This is a genomic window from Shimia sp. MIT1388, from assembly GCF_047124445.1.
Taxonomy (GTDB): domain Bacteria; phylum Pseudomonadota; class Alphaproteobacteria; order Rhodobacterales; family Rhodobacteraceae; genus Shimia.
In genome coordinates this window covers 3,081,162-3,098,208 of sequence record NZ_CP138921.1, presented here as the reverse complement: position 1 = coordinate 3,098,208, position 17,047 = coordinate 3,081,162, and the positions used below count along the sequence as shown (strand labels likewise).

Genomic DNA, 17,047 nt, shown 5'->3' with positions numbered 1-17,047 from the left:
AAACTGGTTTGCCGGGACTATGCAATTGAATGCACGGAGCTGCTAGGGGGAAATCAGAGCACGTAGCGGCTGACGTCCATGGATTTGGCCAACTCGCCAAGATTCGTCTCTACAAAAGCGGAATTCACGACAATTTCCTCGCCCGAGCGGTCTGGTGCGGAGAAGCTGAGTTCCTCAAACACCCGTTCCATCACAGTATAAAGCCGGCGTGCGCCAATGTTCTCCACTGACTGGTTCACCTCGGCGGCTATTTTCGCCAGAGCTGCGATGCCATCCTCAGTAAAGGACACCACAACCTCTTCGGTGCCCATCAGTGCGGTGTATTGGCGGGTCAGGGCATTGTCGGTTTCGGTGAGAATGCGCACAAAGTCTTCTTCGGTCAGGGCGCGCAATTCAACGCGGATGGGCAGACGACCTTGCAGTTCTGGCAGTAGGTCCGATGGTTTCGCGATGTGGAACGCGCCGGAGGCGATAAAGAGGATGTGGTCGGTTTTAACCGGCCCGTGTTTGGTGGAAACGGTGGTGCCTTCGATCAGGGGCAGCAAATCACGCTGCACACCTTCGCGGGAAACATCGCCGCCACGCGCTTCCTGACGGGCGCAGACTTTGTCGATTTCATCGAGGAAAACGATGCCGTTTTGCTCCACAGATTGCAGCGCGGCGGCATTGACGGTTTCGTCGTCCAGCAGCTTGTCCGCCTCATCAGAGATCAGCACCTCATAGCTTTCGGCAACGGTCATGCGCTTCTTGGTGGTGCGGCCGCCCATGGCTTTGCCAAAGATGTCGCCAAGGTTCATCATGCCCATCTGGCTGCCCGGTTGACCAGGAATGTCAAACATGCCGCCCAGGGGATTGGAGCTGTCTGCCACTTCAAGCTCGATTTCGGTGTCGTCGAGCAAGCCGTCCTTGAGCTTTTTGCGGAACATCTCGCGTGTGCCTTCGCGCGCGTCCGGACCGGCGATCGCGTCAATCACACGATCTTCTGCGGCGGCGTGGGCTTTGACCTTCACGTCTTCGCGCATGTGTTCGCGGGTCTGGATGATGGCGGCGTCAACCAGATCGCGGATGATCTGTTCCACGTCGCGGCCCACGTACCCAACTTCGGTGAATTTGGTGGCCTCAACCTTGATAAACGGCGCGCGGGCCAGTTTGGCGAGGCGGCGGGAGATTTCGGTTTTGCCGACGCCGGTGGGGCCAATCATCAGGATGTTCTTGGGGTAGACTTCATCGCGGATGTCATCAGCCAGTTGTTTGCGGCGCCAACGGTTGCGCAGGGCCACTGCGACGGCGCGTTTGGCGTCTTTCTGGCCGATGATGAAGCGGTCCAGTTCGGAGACAATTTCGCGGGGCGTGAGATCAGTCATATCGGTGTCCAATCAGTGGGAAGGCGGCAGGCGGTGGAGCGGCAAAATGCCGGAAAGCGGCGCGAGGAGGACCGCGCGGAAGCGGGACCAGAATGCGCCCAGCACCACCAGAAAGATGCCGAGGAAGAGAATGGTGAAGGCCGCACCTTCGCCGTCAAAGACAATGCTGGCCAGAGCGACGGTGTAGCCGATGGCGGCTATCAGGAAAGAGCGCCGGTCGATGATGATGGCGATGGCGGCAAAGCCCAGCAGGAAGAGCATAAGCGCCAGGTGAGCGCTGTTGCCGCCAGCTTCGAGAAGCGTCAGAGCGACTGTATTGATCAGGGCTGGTGCGGCGACAACGTGCAGCCAGAAGCCTTGCGCACTGCGACGGGTGACGCGGTGTGGATCGGACATGTCAAAGTACATAGCGACAGCAAAGACAGCGATGCCTACACCCAAAGTTATAAAGGCAAAGGGGCCTCCAGCGGACAACAGGAACAGGTCCTGCGGGCTGGTTGGCGTGCCGGATTGGTTGGCGCCAAGCATGAGCGCGATGCCAAAGACGCCAAGCGCGATGAGCGCCATGGCAAAGGGCACGCGGAAGCGCAGCCAGAAGATCAGTGTTGCCAGCGTGGTGAGTGCCAGTGGCAGTGGCAGGCTGGAGAAGTCTTCTTGGGCAAGCATAAAGGGCTGTGCGAAATAGGCGGTGATGCCGGAGCCAGCGTTGATCGCCCAAAGGATCGACAAGGCAATGGCCGGGGCCACCATGCGACGGCGGCGGATGAAGTACTCGGCCAGGGCCCAGATCACAGCGCCGGAGATGGCTGTGGTGCTCACAATTTTGGTTTTGTAGTTCACCACTTCGGCGGCCATGGCGATTCCGTTGACCGCAGCCCAGCCGCTGGCGAGGATGAGCAGGCCGACCACAATGAAAATCTCGTTGAAGCCTTTGAACAGCTCAAACGGTTCGTCCCCTACCGCAAGGTCTTCGCGCGCGCCGCGTCTGCTGTCGGCAAGTGCTGCAAGGGACGCGGCCTGTTGTTCATTCAGCAGGCCGGAGCCAACCGCGGCGCGAAGATCATCTTTGTCAATCATGAGGTGTGGGTCTCTCGTTACGCGAGCACTTTGGCAAACAGTTCGTCTTTCATCATGTCGTCAAACCACTCGGGGTAGCGACGGCCGGGAGCGGCTGCCGCGTCCAGAGCGGCCATTTCCGTGTCGCTGAGCACGATATTGGCGGCGGCGATGCCGGTTTCAAGCTGGCTGAGTTTGGAGGCGCCGATGATGACCGTGTGGTCTCGGCGTTTGTTCAGAATCCAGGCTTGAGCGATTTGCGCAGGTGTCGCGTTGTGCGCGTCGGCGGCGGCAGACAGCGCAGTGATCGCGGCCTGCGCCTGCTCTTTGGAGACTTGCAAGAAATCACCTTCCGCGAGACGCCCGTCGCTGTCTTCCAGCTTGTTGAGGTCGTATTTTCCCGTCAGTAGCCCGCCCGCAAGTGGTGACCAGGCCATCAGGCCGATGCCGAGCTCCGCGCCCATGCGCAGGATGTCCATTTCAATGTCACGGCCCACAGCGTTGTAAAGGTATTGCCCTGCCACAAACTGGCTCATGTTATTGTCGCGCTGAAATTGCACCGCCTGTGCAACCTTCCATGCGGGCCAGTTGGACACGCCGATGTGGCGCACCTTGCCTGCGTCGATCACCTTTTGCAGCGTCGACAGGGTTTCTTCTATTGGTGTCGTGAAATCGGTTTTGTGCAGCACCAGAAGGTCGATCCAGTCAGTGTCGAGCCGTTTCAGGCAACCATCCACGGAAGACAGGATGTGACCGCGCGAAAGACCCGCATCGGTGACGCGATCACTTTGACGGAATCCCAGTTTGGTGCAGATCACCGCGTCGTTGCGCTTGCCTTTGAGGGTTTTGCCAAGGATGTCTTCTGCTTCGCCATTGGAATAGCCGTCCGCTGCGTCAAAGAAGTTGATGCCACCATCCAGTGCGACATCAACCATGCGCTGGGCATCGTTCAGGCCAACTTTGGCGACGCCAGGGATCCAGTCTGAGCCATGGGTGAAGGTCATGGTGCCAAGCGCCAGACGGGAAACAACCAGACCGGAATTGCCCATGCGGGTGTAGGTCATGTCGGTCATTGCTTGATGGTCTCCACCGTCAGGTTGCCGTTTGTGTAGACGCAAATATCACCTGCGATGCCCATAGCTTTGCGTGCAACTTCTTCCGCGGACAGATCGGTGTCCATCAGGGCGCGCCCTGCGGCCAGCGCGTAGTTGCCGCCGGACCCAATGGCGGTGACGTCATGTTCAGGCTCAAGCACGTCCCCTGCCCCGGTGATCACGAAGATGTCTGCACCGTCCGAGACAATCAGCATGGCTTCGAGCTTTTGCAGGTATTTGTCGGTGCGCCAGTCCTTGGCGAGTTCCACAGAGGCGCGGGCCAATTGTCCGGGCGTTGCTTCCAGCTTGGCTTCCAAGCGTTCCAGAAGCGTGAAGGCGTCTGCGGTGGAGCCAGCAAAGCCTGCAACAATTTCATAGCCACCGGGGCTCAGGCGGCGCACCTTGCGCGCGGTGCCTTTGATCACGGTCTGGCCTAGCGAAACTTGCCCGTCTCCGGCAATCACAACTTCGCCACCCTTTTTTACACCAATGATGGTGGTGCCGTGCCAACCGGGGAATTGATCCTCAGACATCCAAAAGCTCCTTTTGTCCTTTGCCCTATATGAGCCTGCGACTGGAAAGGCACAAGGGTATGGCTTGCGGGCGTGATTGCAAGGGCTTAGCGTCCGGCGCATGAGCAGTGAGACACAGGCCCGCTTTTACATTCCATGGCCACATCGACAGCGCGCGGAAGCGGGTGAGCACAACTTTATCAACAAGGTCGCAGATGTGGTTCGCTCTGCAGGGATGCAGGTGAGCTATGTGGATCCAGAGGAGGCCGATCCGCGTTTGGGCGGGTACTCTGTGTTCTATATGCGCGATCCATTTGTGCGCAATTCGGTCACGCTGAGGAAGGCCTACTACTACCCGTTTTGGCACATCGAGCACACCAACGAACGCTGGCATTGGGAAGTGGCCGAGACCGCTTTTGATCCGTCCAAGATTGATGAGGCAGAGGCGCGAAAGTTCTTTCAGGCCTGGCGGCGGCGCTTGTATGAGCCGCTTTTAAAGCAGGTGGAGAAAGGCGATTTTGTCTATGTGCCGCTGCAAGGCAAACTGCTTGAGAAGCGGTATTTTCAGCACTGTAGCCCAATTGATATGGTGGAGCATGTTTTGGTGCAGGAGCCGGATCGGGAGATTGTGGTCACGCTGCATCCGGGAGAGACCTACTCTGACGAAGAGCGGGATGCTTTGAACGGTATGGTCGCCAAATATGCGCGCCTGTCGTTGCGCACTGGGGGCATGGAGGAGCTGCTGCCCAAATGTGCCTATGTGGTTGCGATGAACTCAAGCGTGGCCTTTGCGGGGTACTTTTTGAAAAAGCCTTGTGTGCTGTTTGCCGGGATCGATTTTCACCACATCGCCGCCAATGTGGATCAGCTTGGCATCGAGGGCGCGTTCAAAGCTGTTCAAGGGATGAAACCGCCCTACCCTCAATACCTGTTGTGGTTCTTGCAGCAGATGTCGATCAACGCCGGACGGCCAGAAGTCGAAGACAAAATCCGAGCGCGGTTGGCTGGGCTTGGATGGCCTGTTGCCTAGACCCAAAGAAAAAGGCGCCCCGAGTGGAGCGCCTTTGGATTTGGTATCTCAAGCGGATTAGAGGGCGTCTTCGATCCAGCTCTGCAGTGCGGCTTTTGGTGCGGCGCCTGCGCGGTTGGAGATGACCTGACCGTCTTTGAAGATGAACAGCGCCGGGATGCCACGCACGCCCAGAGCGGCGGCGGCGTTTGGGTTGCTGTCCACATCAACCTTGGCAATTTTTACCTTGCCATCCATTTCAGCCGACAGCTCTTCGAGCGCTGGGCCGATTTGTTTACATGGGCCACACCATTCGGCCCAAAAATCCACGACGACAGGAACGTCGGCGTTTTTTACTTCTTCGTCGAAGGTGGCATCGGTGACAGCAACAGTTGCCATTGTGGAGGTCTCCTGAAAGAGGGTGCTGATAAGTCTTGGTTCGAGGGAACCTAGGTTTGCGGGGCGGGGGCGTCAAGATATCCTGTGGCCGCAAGTGATTTTGTCACAAGATCGTGTGGCAGCTCCATCAGTTCCGCCGTTGCCGTCCATAGGATGGCGGTGCGGATTGGCAGGTCAAAAATCTGTTCCAAAGCATGGGTATAGGCCCCCATTTGCCGCAAAATGCCTTCTGGTGTGGTTTGGGCTGAGGCTGGAGCCGTGGCGTTGGTTTTGAAATCGATGGCCCAGATACAACCCTCCTGAATCACGAGACGGTCGATGATTCCGTGCAAGCGATTGGGACCAAGATTGGCGGTCAGGGGTACTTCCGCCAATGCAGAAGGATTAAACAGCCATTTGAGCTCGGGTTTGGACAGAGTTTGCGTGGCTTCGGCCAGCAACTCTTCGAACTGTCCATCCTGCATCTCAACCAGATCATCTTGCAGAAGAGAGTTGGCAATTTCTGACCAGTCAGCTTGCGGATGATTGGGCAAATGCTCGAGCAAAATGTGCAGCCAAGTGCCCCGTTTCATGGCGGCTTCTTGGTCCAGACCCTGCTCACCGCCCAGAGCCTTTGCCCCGCCAAGGTCAGACGGGCTAAGCGCGTGTGGTGGAGCCGGTGGCAGTGGCGCGGCGGATTTGAGGAACGTTGGCACCTCGACTTTTGTGGGGGCAGATTCTTCTACAATACTCGAGACTGTTCCGGCCCAATTTCCATGATCCAAGCGCAGACCTTCTCCGCCGTCAAACTGGCAAGGTGTGGCATCTGAGGAGACCATCGCGGCGCGGATAGTGTCATACCAGCTCTTGCCGTCTTTGCCCAAATCTCCGGCCGCAGCTACAATCAACCATTTTTCAGCACGAGTCATGGCCACATAAAGCAAGCGCAGCCGTTCGGCAGCTTGCGCCTCGGCCAATGTCTCACGCGCAGAAGCCAACGGTGCGGGGGCGCTATCGGATGACATGTTCCAAAGCGCGGTGTCGCCCACGGGCACAATTGGGGCATCGGTTTTGATCAGCCGTTTGCCGGTGTCTGGTATGATCACAATCGGCGCTTCCAAGCCTTTGGAGCCGTGCACCGTCATCACGCGGATTCGGTTGGTGGCGCTGTCCATCTGGCGTTTGATCTCCAGATCGTCGGTCTGCATCCATTGCAAAAAGCTGGTGAGGCTGGGCACTGAGGATTTTTCATAAGCCAGCGCTTGGGAGAGTAGAGCGTTGATGCCGTCTTCCGCCTCTGCCCCGAGCCGGGCGAGGAAAGCATGGCGGCCTTTGTGGCGGGTCAGCACACGTTCGATCAGATCGTAGGGCCGCAAAAAGTCAGTGTTGGCGCGCAGATCGTCCAGCACGGCCATGGTTTTGGGGAACTCATCGCCCCTGTCGCGCAGTGCGGCCCAAAGGTAGGTTTTGGGGGCTCGGCGGTGCGCAAGATCAAACAACGCCTGTTCCGACCAGCCAAACAGAGGGGACCGCAGGATGGTGGCCAGCGACAGGTCGTCTTCCGGTGTTGCGAGGAAGGACAGAAGTGCGCCGAGGTCGCGCACCGCCATTTCACCGCCGACCTTTAGACGGTCGGCACCTGCAATGGGCAACCCGTGCAATTTACAAGCGCGGATGATTTCGTGGAACAGGTCAGAGCGACGTTGCACCAGGATGAGGAAGTCACCTGGCTCAATTTTGCGCTGCGTGAACTGTCCGTCGGGGCCGCGCGTGTCGGCAATGGTGTCCTGTTTGATCATCCGCGCAATTTGCGCGGCGATGCGATCTGCTAGGATGACTGTGTGGTGGGTGTCGCCAAGGCGATCAACCGGATCAAACCAGTCGTCTTTCTCCGCCTTTGCGACGGGTTCTACCACTGGCCAGAGGTCCACGCGGCCCGGCATGTCGTGGTTAAACGCAATGTGGCGGTTTCCGGTTGGGAAGCCCGCGTCGGCGTGGTTTTCAAAACACTTGTCGACGAGGTTGAGAACCGCAGGGGATGAGCGGAAGGAGTATTCCAGGCTCAGGTCTTGAAGCTGGCTCTCCGTGGCGTGCAGGCGGGCGGCAAATTCGTCGCGCATGCGGTCAAATTCTGCCGGATCCGCGCCTTGGAAGCTGTAGATCGACTGCTTCTTGTCGCCCACCACAAAGATGGTGCGGGTGTCCTCGCCCCGTGCGCCGGACCCGGAGGTGAATTCCTGCGCCAGACGTTCGATTACCTGCCATTGCACCGGACTGGTGTCTTGGGCTTCGTCCACGAGGATGTGGTCAATGCCGCCGTCGAGGCGGTAGAGCACCCATTCCGCCACTGCCGGTTCGTTGAGAAGGTTGCGCGCCCGCAAGATCAGATCGTCAAAGTCGAGCCAGCCACGGTGTTGTTTGGCGGTGTCGTAGCGTTCCAGAAAACGTGCAGCGAAAGCGTGCAATGCGGCGCTGCGGTCTTTGGCTTGCAGCGACAGGCGGCGGGCGCGCGTGTCTTCTATGCGCAGCATAAGTGGCTTAATGCGCTCCATAAGATCCGCGTGGTTGGTGCGCAGCGCTTTGGTTGGAAACGAGTCTAACTTGGCGCAAAACGGTTCTTTTGCACCTTTTCCTGTCAGAAAAACAGATTCCAAAATGGGCAAGGCCGACACATCGAAGTGGGTGATGGCACTCAGTTTTGTGGCCGCTGTCGCGTCGGTTTTGCTGCTTGTTTGAAGGATGTCGATGAGCGCGATAACCAGCTCTGCTTCGCCGCCGATAAACACATCAGATTGCAACGCCTCTTGGTCATAACCTTCTGGCAAACCAAGCAACTCGCACAGATCCGATTGTGATACCGGGTGGCGCAACTGATCTGCGTGGCGACAGATGTCTGCGGTCAAATCTTCTAAGGCGGCGCCGGTGAAATGCGTGGCGAGGCCCCGTACGAGAACGGCGTCTGCACCTTCCGCCATTTGCTCCACAATCTCTTCGCGCAACAAAGCGGCCGCGCGGCCTTCCATTTCGCTGAACAGGGGTGAGACCCCCGCCTCCAGTGGAAAGCGGCGCAGTATGGAGGCGCAGAAAGAGTGGATGGTTTGAATCTTCAAACCGCCCGGCGTTTCGATGGCGCGGGCAAACAACGTGCGGGCGTTGCGCAGATCGTCAGCGTTGGATTTTCCAACAACGCCGAGCTCGCCGAGCTCTTCAGACAGCTCCGCATCAGATTTCATGGCCCAGCTGCCCAACCGTTTGAACAGCCTGTTTTGCATCTCGCTGGCGGCGGCTTTGGTGTAGGTCAGACACAGGATGTGTTGCGGCAACACCCCTTCCAGCAGGAGTCGCGCCACACGGTCTGTAAGCACGCGGGTTTTACCGGAGCCGGCGTTGGCGGAGAGCCAAGTGCTGGCATCTGGACGCGCGGCGGTGATCTGGCGACGGGTGGCGTCATTCATTGGCTGGGTCATGACAGCGCCTCCGGTGTGGGTTCATCTGTGGCGTCCCATTCGCCAAAGCGCGCCAGTTGATCGTAGTCGCTTTCGTCGCGCTCGGTGCGCATTGCGCGGCGGGAAGTGAAGCCTTTGCCGTCAGCCAAATAGTGCTCGATCAGCGCGATGAATTCTTCCCAGACTTTGGTTGGTGGTGTTTCCAACAACGGCGCGGGTTGATCCTTGGGGGAGGTGCCAAGGCCGATGTAGATCGCGTCGGCGACGTCGGAAGGATCAATGTCCTTGAACCCACCCTGTTCGGCCATGGCAGCCTCCAGCAAGAGTTGCTTGTCAAAATAGGTTTGCTCGTCTTTCGAGGGCGGCGCGCCGGTTTTATAATCATACAGGATCAGCGCTCCGGTTTCGGTGCGGTCGACTCGGTCCGCTTTGGCGGTGAGCCGGAAGCCCAGTTCGGGAATGGTGCCTTCAGCTTGAGTTTCGAACGCCAGCGGCTCGCCGCGTTTGCGACGTTTTTCTTCGCCATGCACGATGTGATCTGCAACCCGATCCAGCCTCGCTTGCCACAAGGCCCGCGCCGTGGCCCAAGGTACATTTTGGGCCAAAACAGTCTCTGATATGGCCAAGATCTGATCTCGCGTCACGGGCGTTTGATCGGCCATAGATGTTTTGATCAGCGTTTCCAGGATCTCATGCACAATGATACCGCGCAACAGCGCATCAGGTGCGCGCATCAGCGGATCAAGCGGGCGCAGGCGCAGGACGTGCTTGGCATAGATCGCATAGGGATCCCGGATCAGGCGCTTGATTTCGGTGACCGAAAGTTGTCTCGGACGGGCCTCAGGCGGTGGCGTGGGCGATGGACGCGGCGCGGCGGGCACCATAGGCACGGTTTCCATTGCGCGGACGTAGGCCAGCCACGTGTCACCGCGGGATTTCATCTCTTCAAGTGTGTTTGGTCCGTTTTGGTTTGGCAAGCCGCTTAGCAAGTTGACCAGACGATTGACCCATCGGGATGGGACAGTTTCGGCTTCATCCGAGCGAACGGAGCGGGTGATCCAGACTTCCGGAGCACCGATGGCTTGTTGGAAATCATGGGCTGAGAGGCCAATGCGGCGTTCCGGCAGCAATAGGCCCGCATCATGGCGTAGTTTGCGGTTGAGCCAAGGGTCGGGACTTGGCGCTTCCGGCCAGCTGCCTTCGTTGAGGCCACCAAGGATTACAAGGTCCGCACCTTGAACGCGCGCTTCCAACGTACCCCAAATCAGGATGTTTGGATGGCCCGCATCGCGGTCGCGCACTTCCGCGCGGGAGAGCAATGCGCCAAACAAGTCGGCGTAGTCTGCCGGTGCGATGGAGCCGACGACCTGAGCATGATCTTTCACCTCGGCCACAAGTCGAGATGCAGAGCGGCCGGCAGCCTGATCCCAAAGACCGCCGCTGCCTTCGCCTGGGCCTTGGGCGATTTTCGCCGACAGTGCGAGGTGGTCGTTTAGAAGCGCGGCCATGTCCATTTGGTTGCGTTTGGCATCACAGAAACAAGCGGTGACCCAAGCCATCCATGTGGGCATCTCTTCGCTGCGCGCCGCGGCCCAGGCCTGGAGTTTTTCGGCTTCTGGATAGGTCACGCCATTGCGTCGCATCCACAACTCCAGGTCTCGGGTGAAGCGGAGGTGATCGCCACGGTTTTCGCCGCTGTGCGTCAATGGGTGTTTGAGCAGCGTTAGAAGGGCTTCGGAGGTGAGTTTCTGGTGTAATAGAGCCGCAGTATGGCGGAGGAACCGGCCCGGAGGGGACAGTTGCAAGGGCTGACCGGCGCTGTCATCCGGCACAATGTCCCAGCGATCTAAGGCGGCTGTTACTTGGCGGGTGAGCATTCGATCTGGCGTGATCAATGCGCAGGTCAGCCCTTCGTCGGCGGCCTTGCGCAAGCGGGCGGCGATGGTGAGGGCCTCTTCGCGCTGGGTGGTGGCCTCGATGAGCGTGATGTCTTTGGTGGCGGTGCTTAGGTCGCCGAGGTTTGGGCCTTCGCTGAGCCATTGGTCCGTGACCGGCGCAGGGCGCAGGGCAAGTGATACCAGTTTATTGCGTGCAGCGGAGGGCGCGGTGCAGTTGTGCCAGAGCTGCACGTCCTGTGGGGACATGTCCAGGTCACTCATCAAAGCGCGGAAGCGGTATTGTGGATGATCTTCGCTTTGCAATTCGTCAGACAGGTGATCCCAGGTTTCAGTTGGCATGTCGAAGTCATAGCCCGGCAGAACCACTGCGCCTTGGGGCAGGGTTGCGACCGCCTGCATCAGCAATTGCATGGTCCCGCGGGAGCCGGTGGAGCCTGCCAGAATGATTGGGTGTTGTGGCGGTGTGTCTTCCCAGGATTGCACAATCGCCTCAATCGCGCGGCGTTGTCGGGCTTCTTGGCCGGGAGCGCTGTCGAGGTTTTCCAGGAAATGTCGCGCGATGCCAAAGAAGGACTGGGCGCGTGCCCAGTGGCCGGATTGGTCGCTGACGTCCAAAGCTTCAATGACGTCCACAGGCACGCCTTCACCGGCCATCTCGTCAAACAAGCCAGCGAGGCTATCGGCGAGATCATAGACGGATGCGCGCGCGGCAAGGTCTGGCTGTTGTTCCAGCAGTCGTGTGACCAGTTGGATCAGTTCAAACCGTTGGCGAATGGCGGGTGTCGCGGGTGGAAGATGTGCCGTGGCGGCATTCGCAAATTCGCCCAACAGTTGGATGCGGGGCAGGAGGGTCGCCGGACCGTCGTCAAACAGGGCGTGCACGCGGCGGGCCATGCGGGCGGTGTTTACGATCACGGTTGCCTTGGCGATGGCATCGGGGCGCTGACCTGCAAAGCGCGCCCGAATGCCCTCCACAAGGTAACACGGGAAATCCGCACCGGGGGGCAGGGCGAAAACGCGAGGTGTCGCGCTTGGCTCAAACATCAGGTGCATCCAGCATCTCTTCAGCAAGCGTGATGCCTTCGGGGGAGCCGACATCACACCATTTTCCGGGGTACGTCAGACCATAAAGGCGGTCGCGTTTGTGGATTTGGTCCCAGAGCAGGTTGAGCGAAAACGCGGTTTCTGAAATGTCGTGCAGCCCGTCCGTTTTGAGGATCTGGATACCGGAATAGACAACGCCGGGTCCGCGTGAGATTTGACCGGTCTCGCTCAGAACAAAGTCGCCTTTGCCTTTGTGACCAATGGCGTTTTCTTTGGGCAGGCACAGCAGAAGCGCGTCCATTTTGTCCGGCTGCCAAGCGTCGCGCAGCATTTGGAACGGGTTGGGGCCGCGCCAGACAGCGTCGGTGTTGCTTGTGAAAACCGGTCCGTTGCCAAGCAGTGGCAAGGCGTTGCGCAGGCCGCCCCCGGTTTCCAAAATGTCAGGTGCTTCGACTATAACCTGGACCGATGTTTCGTTCAGATGATCCACCACCAGTTGATGGTGATAATGTGCATTCACAACGGTGCGGGCTGGTGAGACGGCCTCGGTCAGCGCAAGTGTGCGATCCAGGAGTGTTTTGCCGCCGACATGCAAAAGTGGCTTCGGCGTGTTCCGAGTCAGTTCACCCATGCGCGTGCCAAATCCGGCGGCGAAGAGCATTACGGCGTCGGGATGGTGGCGCATTTTGATTTCAGTTTCTCTAGAATGTCTGCGGTTGGGGCGGGCAAGGTTTCCCTAAGTATTGCGGCGGGTTCTTTGAGGATGGGATGTCGCAAATTGCGCATCGCCAGATCGTAGACACGGGGGAGCATGTCCACGTAGTGCGGCTTTCCGTAGTGCATACAAAGCCGCGCAAAGACACCGACGATCCGCAGGTTACGCTGGGCGCCGAGCAGGGCGTAGGCGACGTCAAATGCTTGTGGGTCCAAGCCATTGGTCTGCACAAAATGCGCTTTGGTTTGATGTTCGACATTAAGCGGAACGTCGCGACGGGCGTCTTGCAGGAGCGAGACCAGATCATAGGCTTTGTGGCCCAGCAGGGCGTCCTGAAAGTCCAACAGTCCAACTTTGGCCACGCCGTCGCGGTCGGGCAACCACAACAGATTTTCGGCGTGATAGTCTCGCAAAACGAGCACATCCGGCGCTCCGAGGCGGTCCTTCAGGATCGGAGAAATGGCGCTGTGAAACGCCTCCCAGGCCTGTTGCCAAGGCCGGTCCGCGCCGGCGATGTACCAGGAAAACACCGGTTCAATCATCTCTGCCAGCGTGGCTGCATCCATTTGTGGTAAACCAGAAGGTGGTGTGTGTTGATGCAAGACGGTGAGCACATCGGCGGCGGCAGTGTAAAGCGAGGCTTCTGTGCTTGGGTTATTGGGAATGACACGCGCAAAGAGGTCGTCACCCAAGTCTTCCAGCAACAGTAAACCTTGGCTGTGGTTTTGAAGGTAAATCTTCGGCGCAGACAGACCTTTGGCGGTCAAATACGCCGCCATGTCGGCAAATTGATCCGTACCGTTGCTGCCTTCGGCTGGCGCGTCCATTAGAACCGCAGTATTTCCGTTGGGGAGTTCCAAACGTTTGTAGCGGCGGGCGGAGGCATCGCCGGCGAGATTGGAATGCTGGGCAGTTTCCCACTCGGTGTTTGCCAAGAAGGACTGAATCACAGCGTCGCGCGTTGTCATGTTGAGATGCCAGCAAGTAATTCCGCCCAGTGATCGGATGCGGAGGTGAGGGTCAGAGTACGATGCTCCTCTTGCGGCGCAATTTCGAACCGCAATTTGAGAGCGTTTTCCGGGGCAAGCTCCGCGAGGCGGTCGGGCCATTCCACCAAGCAAATGGCGTCTTCAAACGCATCGGTCAAGCCCAGTTCCACCACTTCATCCGGCGCGGAGAGGCGATAAAGATCAGCGTGCCAGATTTCGGAATGTGGCCCGTCATAGACTTGTACCAATGTGAAGGTTGGCGAAGGCACGTCTTCCATGACCGGCAGTAATGATTGGATCAGAGAGCGGGCAAAATGGGTTTTACCGGCGCCAATTGGACCCTCAAGCAAGACAACGTCACCTGGTACCAGGGTGACCGCGATCTGAACCGCCAAAGCCTGCGTTTCAGAGGGGGAATTTAGGGAGAGCGTGCGAGAAAAAACCGTCATGGCGCCACAGTAAAAACGCGGGTCCCGACCTGCAAGTGGGTTTGGGAGTTAGTGCGCCGAGGGTAATGGCACGCCAGCCGGATTGATCTCTTTAAACGTCAACAGTGTGACACCGCCAGCAACGGGTGTGACCTCCACAGTCAGGACTTCGCCGGTGGTCTTGGAGACGGACGCGGACCATGCGCTGCGATCGGAGGTTGAGAGAATCCGCTTCTTTAATTTGGCCCAAACAGGGGACGGTTGGCAGTCCGCCTGCCAATGCAAGAACGCGTCGTGGAAAGTGTATTCGGCAAAGGTCCGGTCCGGATCGCTTTTCCACAGGTCGCGATAGGCCTGGTTGCACATGCGCAGTTGGCCGGTTGGGGAAAACAGGATCAGCGCGCTTTCAACAGTGTCCAACACGCTGTGGACCTGTTCCAACTCACTACGAAAGCGGCGGGTGACAGTGATTTCTGCGGTGATGTCCTCGATCAAAAAGACCAGCGCGCCATCTGGATGGGGGCGACCCGTCACCTTGTAGGTCACGCCGGTCGGCAGTGTCCAAGTCTCACTATAATCGCCGATTTGAGCCTCTTGTATGATCAGGGATACCTGGGAGCGCCAGTCTGTTTGGCCGTTGGGGGCCGGGGCTACATGGTGTTCCCGCAACTGATCAAAAAAGGAAAAGAGATCACAGCGGTTGGTGAGGAAGTCGACGGACATGCCGGTCAGTTCGGTGAGCGCCGGATTGAACAATACCAGGCGTTGGTTTTGATCAAAGATGGCGAGCCCTGTGGAAAGTTGCGCGAAGGTTTGGGAGAAAGTCTGCACAAAGCTGCGACGGGCGTCCTGGGCGGAAACTTCGGCATCCGCTTCGGTGGCGTAAAACATGATGTCTGGTCCGGCATGTACGGCGGTGACATTGAACCAGTGGGCAAGGGAGCCGTCCGGTCGGCAGAGTTTGAAGCGCAGCGGTGGGTCGCCCGGAGAAAGGGGCGAGGTGTCAAAAAGCGCCTGGGTGTCGGGGGCAAATCCAAGCGTCGCTCCAAGAGACTTGTAGGCGGTGTTTCGCCACACGATCACGCCTTTTGCGTTGATTTTCCAAATCGGGTTGGGCGCCTGAAACATCGCCTGCAAAATCGCGGTGCGGCGGGCCATGTCCGGAGCGTTGTCCTGTTCCAATGTCACGCGGGCGACATCGTTCCATTGATCCAGAGTGACAACGGAGGCGTCATTGGGATCGTTGGATTTGAGAACGGTTACATCCCGTTCCTGAGCAGCGCCCTGCGCATAGGGGAAATCGGGAAAGCTGGCCGAGAGTTTTTTGCGCAGCGCCTCCCAATCAAAGCGCTCGGTAGGTGTTTCCGAGCACAAGCGCAGGGCGGCTGTGTTGGCGTCAACCAAAGTGCCCGCGCGAAACAGGAAGCGGGCAACCTGCGGTGACGGAGGCGATGGTTCGTCCAAGGGACAGATGGTCTGCGAAAGCGAGCCGCGGGATTGTCGAACCACTGCGGCAGTTGCGAGGCTGGAAAGAACCAAAAGCGCAAAAAATAGGGCACTGAATACAAACATGGTGATCCCCAGAGTTATTTGGAAACAACGAGGAGTACGTAATTGGATTACCGGAATAGCTTACTAAAAATTGCACCTTTTTCAAGGTTGCGCGTGCGCGGTGTTAGGATTGGTGTAACGGATTGTCTCCTTTTCCAATTGCAGATGCGTTCATTTCGGCATCAACTTTTGCCCGTGGCCAAATCACTTCGACAACTGCGCCACGCGGGCCAGTTTCAGCGGATCTTTCTCCTAATGTGCTGTATCCGTTTGCAAAACTGATCTCCGCACCAGACCGTTCCAGTAGCGTCTTGGCAATAAACAAACCAAGGCCCATGCCCTCATACCCGGGACGCTTTTTAACGTCCTTTGCCGATTTGCGATAGCGGACAAAGGGATCGCCAATTCGCCCAATAAGGTGCGGTGGATATCCGGGGCCGTCATCCAGAATGCGGACTGAAACCGACTCAGTTGAACACTCGGTTTCAACCCAGACAGAGTTTTTTGCAAAATCCACCGCGTTTTGAATCAGGTTGCGCAGGCCGTGAATGATTTCGGGGCGGCGCAGGATTTCCGGTCCGTCCAGCAGGTCAAAATGGTCAAAGATGATCTCTTTTCCGCGGCCCATATGGGGCTCAGCGGCTTCCTCGATCACAGTGGAAAGCGGTGCCTTTCGCAGGTGCAGGTCGTCTTTCCCGGCGCGCCCCATGGAACGCAGAATGTCTCGGCAACGGTCGGCCTGTTGACGGATCAATGCGGCGTCTTCGTAGAGGTCGGGATTATCCTCCAACTCTTCCATCAACTCAGCACTGGTGAGTTTGATGGTGGCAAGGGGGGTGCCAAGCTCATGTGCGGCCGCCGCCACAACGCCGCCGAGGTCAGTGAGTTTTTGCTCGCGGGCCAGGGCCATTTGAGTGGCGGCCAGAGCCTCACCCATGGAGGACATTTCAGACACAACCCGACGGGAGTATAACGACGAGAAAAACAGGGCGATAACAATTGCGGCCCAGTTGCCAAAGAGGAAGACATCGGGCACGCGCAAGATAAAGAAGTTTTGCGTGCGCAAGGGGATGTGGAACTCTAGCAAGACGGTAACCAGGGCGATGGTCAGACCACCCAGAAACAAAGCGGAGCGGAGGGGCATCACGGAGGCTGCGATGGAGACAGGGGCGACAACCAGGAAGGAAAACGGGTTGTGCAACCCACCGGTCAAAAACAGCAGGAAGCCGAGTTGCAACACGTCAAAGAGCAACATTGCCATGTTCTCTTTTTCGGTGAGCAATCTGTTTTCGGGGAAGACAAAAGTCGCGATCAGGTTGCCAGTGACCGACACGCCAACCGCCATGTAGCAAAGCCCGTAGTGCAGCTCCAATCCGAAGCCGAACTGCGCCACCAGAAGCGCAACAATCTGACCACAAATGGCAATCCAGCGCAGCATGATGAAAGTGCGCAGGCGGATCCAGTTGCTGCGACGATTTGTATTGAGCAATGCGCCTGACAAATCCGTCATTTTGGGGCCTTTCCGCTTGTGTCTTTGCGCAACCTTGATAGGTCTCAACGCTA

13 protein-coding genes are annotated in these 17,047 nt (G+C 58.1%); 1 reads left to right on the top strand and 12 read right to left on the bottom strand.

What is annotated here, in order from left to right; all coding sequences use genetic code 11:
• Positions 1–53: 53 nt before the first annotated feature.
• Genes hslU through hslV form a run of 4 tightly spaced genes read right to left on the bottom strand, consistent with a single transcriptional unit; the run spans position 54 to position 4,047 of the window.
• Positions 54–1,364 carry an ATP-dependent protease ATPase subunit HslU gene (hslU, locus tag SIB92_RS15365; protein ID WP_412552865.1) on the bottom strand — a complete coding sequence of 437 codons (1,311 nt, stop codon included), beginning with the start codon at positions 1,362–1,364 and terminating at the stop codon, positions 54–56.
• 12 nt (positions 1,365–1,376) lie between these two features.
• Entirely contained in the window at positions 1,377–2,441 is a 1,065-nt protein-coding gene (locus SIB92_RS15360) for a hypothetical protein (RefSeq protein WP_412552864.1), read from the bottom strand.
• Between the two features lie 17 nt (positions 2,442–2,458).
• Entirely contained in the window at positions 2,459–3,493 is a 1,035-nt protein-coding gene (locus tag SIB92_RS15355) for an aldo/keto reductase (RefSeq protein ID WP_412552863.1), read from the bottom strand.
• On the bottom strand, positions 3,490–4,047 hold the full coding sequence (gene hslV, locus SIB92_RS15350; RefSeq protein ID WP_295177869.1) for an ATP-dependent protease subunit HslV: 558 nt from the start codon (positions 4,045–4,047) through the stop codon (positions 3,490–3,492). The genes SIB92_RS15355 and hslV overlap by 4 nt, the downstream gene beginning before the upstream one ends.
• 100 nt (positions 4,048–4,147) lie before the next feature.
• Between hslV and SIB92_RS15345 the strand changes: the two genes are divergently transcribed.
• The gene (locus SIB92_RS15345; RefSeq protein ID WP_412552862.1) at positions 4,148–5,056 is read left to right on the top strand and encodes a hypothetical protein; all 909 of its coding nucleotides are present in this window, start codon (positions 4,148–4,150) and stop codon (positions 5,054–5,056) included.
• A 57-nt stretch (positions 5,057–5,113) separates the two neighbouring features.
• Here SIB92_RS15345 and trxA read toward each other — a convergent pair whose 3' ends face one another.
• The 8 genes from trxA to regB all read right to left on the bottom strand — a co-directional run bounded on the left by trxA (position 5,114) and on the right by regB (position 16,994).
• Complete coding sequence (trxA, locus tag SIB92_RS15340) at positions 5,114–5,434, bottom strand: thioredoxin (RefSeq protein ID WP_412552861.1); 321 nt, start codon at positions 5,432–5,434, stop codon at positions 5,114–5,116.
• 50 nt (positions 5,435–5,484) lie between these two features.
• On the bottom strand, positions 5,485–8,880 hold the full coding sequence (gene addA / locus SIB92_RS15335) for a double-strand break repair helicase AddA (RefSeq protein ID WP_412552860.1): 3,396 nt from the start codon (positions 8,878–8,880) through the stop codon (positions 5,485–5,487).
• Entirely contained in the window at positions 8,877–11,801 is a 2,925-nt protein-coding gene (gene addB, locus SIB92_RS15330; protein WP_412552859.1) for a double-strand break repair protein AddB, read from the bottom strand. The genes addA and addB overlap by 4 nt, the downstream gene beginning before the upstream one ends.
• Positions 11,794–12,486 carry a nucleotidyltransferase family protein gene (locus SIB92_RS15325; protein ID WP_412552858.1) on the bottom strand — a complete coding sequence of 231 codons (693 nt, stop codon included), beginning with the start codon at positions 12,484–12,486 and terminating at the stop codon, positions 11,794–11,796. The genes addB and SIB92_RS15325 overlap by 8 nt, the downstream gene beginning before the upstream one ends.
• Positions 12,462–13,484, bottom strand: coding sequence for an aminoglycoside phosphotransferase family protein (locus SIB92_RS15320; RefSeq protein WP_412552857.1), 1,023 nt, complete (start codon positions 13,482–13,484; stop codon positions 12,462–12,464). The genes SIB92_RS15325 and SIB92_RS15320 overlap by 25 nt, the downstream gene beginning before the upstream one ends.
• Positions 13,481–13,954: a tRNA (adenosine(37)-N6)-threonylcarbamoyltransferase complex ATPase subunit type 1 TsaE gene (gene tsaE, locus SIB92_RS15315; protein ID WP_412552856.1), complete on the bottom strand. Its 474-nt coding sequence runs from the start codon at positions 13,952–13,954 to the stop codon at positions 13,481–13,483. Before tsaE ends, SIB92_RS15320 begins: the two co-directional genes overlap by 4 nt.
• Positions 13,955–14,002: 48 nt before the next feature.
• The gene (locus tag SIB92_RS15310) at positions 14,003–15,505 is read right to left on the bottom strand and encodes a PAS-domain containing protein (RefSeq protein ID WP_412552855.1); all 1,503 of its coding nucleotides are present in this window, start codon (positions 15,503–15,505) and stop codon (positions 14,003–14,005) included.
• A gap of 103 nt (positions 15,506–15,608) precedes the next feature.
• Positions 15,609–16,994: a sensor histidine kinase RegB gene (gene regB / locus SIB92_RS15305; protein ID WP_412552854.1), complete on the bottom strand. Its 1,386-nt coding sequence runs from the start codon at positions 16,992–16,994 to the stop codon at positions 15,609–15,611.
• Positions 16,995–17,047 lie beyond the last annotated feature (53 nt).